The sequence below is a fragment of the Rhizobium sp. P38BS-XIX genome (assembly GCF_012641435.1).
In the GTDB taxonomy this organism is placed as follows: domain Bacteria; phylum Pseudomonadota; class Alphaproteobacteria; order Rhizobiales; family Rhizobiaceae; genus Rhizobium.
In genome coordinates this window covers 1-1,972 of record NZ_JABAIJ010000025.1, presented here as the reverse complement: position 1 = coordinate 1,972, position 1,972 = coordinate 1, and the positions used below count along the sequence as shown (strand labels likewise).

At 58.1% G+C, this 1,972-nt stretch carries 2 protein-coding genes; both read left to right on the top strand.

Annotated elements, in window-relative coordinates; genetic code table 11:
* The first annotated feature begins 15 nt into the window (after window positions 1-15).
* The gene (gene rfbB / locus HGP17_RS33335) at window positions 16-1,083 is read left to right on the top strand and encodes a dTDP-glucose 4,6-dehydratase (protein WP_168816333.1); all 1,068 of its coding nucleotides are present in this window, start codon (window positions 16-18) and stop codon (window positions 1,081-1,083) included.
* Window positions 1,080-1,972: dTDP-4-dehydrorhamnose reductase (gene rfbD / locus HGP17_RS33330; RefSeq protein WP_348649019.1), on the top strand; the 893-nt coding region annotated here is incomplete at its 3' end. The genes rfbB and rfbD, both read left to right, overlap by 4 nt.

The window sequence follows — 1,972 nt, the reverse complement described above, 5'->3', positions numbered from 1 at the left end:
AGAAATGGATTTTAGATGACGATATTGGTTTCTGGTGGAGCCGGGTTCATAGGCGGGAATTTTGTTCTTGACTGGATTGAGCTGCAGGAAGAAACGGTCATCAATCTCGACAGGCTGACCTATGCCGGCAATCTGGATACGCTCAAGGGATTGAAGGGCAATAATCGTCACATTTTTGCGCATGGTGATATCGGCGACCGCGAGTTTGTGAGAGAGCTGCTTGCGATGCATCGGCCGCGTGCGGTGATCAATTTCGCCGCCGAGAGCCATGTCGATCGTTCAATTCATGGGCCGGGCGACTTCATCCAGACGAATGTTGTCGGGACGTTCAATCTTCTGGAAGCCGTCCGTGGTTACTGGGATGGCCTTCCGGATGACGAGAAGCAGGCTTTTCGCTTTCTGCATGTCTCGACGGATGAGGTCTACGGCACTTTGTCCAAGGATGATGCGCCGTTCAACGAACTGAACCGCTACGAGCCGAACAGTCCTTATTCCGCTAGCAAAGCGGCCTCGGATCACCTGGTTCGCGCCTGGCATCATACGTATGGGCTGCCGGTCCTGACCACGAATTGCAGCAACAATTACGGTCCCTATCATTTTCCGGAAAAGCTCATCCCGCTGGTCATCCTGAATGCGCTGTCTGGGAAGACCCTCCCTATCTATGGCGATGGCCAGCAGATCCGCGACTGGCTCTATGTGCGCGATCATTGCAGCGCCATCCGCCGGGTGCTTGAGGCCGGCACGCTTGGTGAGACCTACAATGTTGGTGGCTGGAACGAGAAGCCCAATCTCGATGTCGTGCATGCGATCTGCGCGATCCTCGATGAGCTCCGGCCGAAGACCGGCGGCGGCAAGTACAGCGATCAGATCACCTTTGTGAAGGACCGGCCCGGCCATGATCGCCGCTATGCCATCGATGCCGGCAAGATCGAACGCGAACTTGGCTGGAAGCCGCAGGAGACCTTTGAGACGGGTATCCGCAAGACCGTCGAATGGTATCTCGCCAATCAGGACTGGGTGGGCAACGTCACCAGCGGCGCTTACCGCGAGTGGGTCGGCAAGCAATACGAGGTTCAGTCGTGAGTTCAATCCTGGTCACCGGCGCCAACGGGCAGGTTGGCTTCGAGCTGCAGCGCTCGCTGGCCGCTTTGGGGAACATCTCGGCGCTGACACGCGCAGGCATGGACCTTGCGAGTGAGGCCAGCATCCTTGCTGCCCTTCGCGAGCACAAGCCGGCCGTCATCGTCAATCCGGCCGCCTATACGGCGGTCGATCGGGCTGAGAATGACCGCGAGCTGGCGATATCGGTCAATTCGACCGCACCAGGCATCATGGCGCGCTGGGCCGCCGATAACGGCGCTTGGCTCATCCATTATTCGACCGACTACGTCTTCGACGGCACCAAGACCGATCCTTACGTGGAAGACGATAAGGTCAATCCGCAGTCCGTCTATGGCGAGAGCAAGCTGCTGGGCGAAGAGGCGGTTCGCACCTCCGGCGCGCATCATGCCATTCTACGGACGAGCTGGGTCTATGGCCATCATGGCAGCAATTTCCTGAAGACGATTCTTCGCCTGGCGCAGGAGCGGAGCACGCTCAACGTTGTTGCAGACCAGATCGGTGCACCGACGTCTGCCGCTCTGATCGCCGATGTTACGCGTGCTGTCGTTGATCGCCTTATGGTGTCGGACATGGCGGGTGATCTCTCGGGAACCTATCATCTGACCGCACAGGATAGCACGTCCTGGCACGGTTATGCCGCGCATATCGTCCGCGAGGCATCGGCCCAGGGGTTTACGCTTGCGCTTGCTCTTGATGCCCTCAAGCCGATATCAACCGCTGAATACCCGACGCCGGCAAAGCGACCGGCCAACTCCAGACTGAATTGCACAAAACTGATGCGCCGTTTCGACATCGAACTTCCTGCCTGGAAGCAAGGTGTCGATGAGGTGCTGACCAAATTGCGGATCGC

Bases quoted from the DNA above. Each gene is read 5' to 3' on its own strand.
- rfbB (WP_168816333.1), top strand. From the start codon at position 16: ATGACGATATTGGTTTCTGGTGGAGCCGGGTTCATAGGCGGGAATTTT.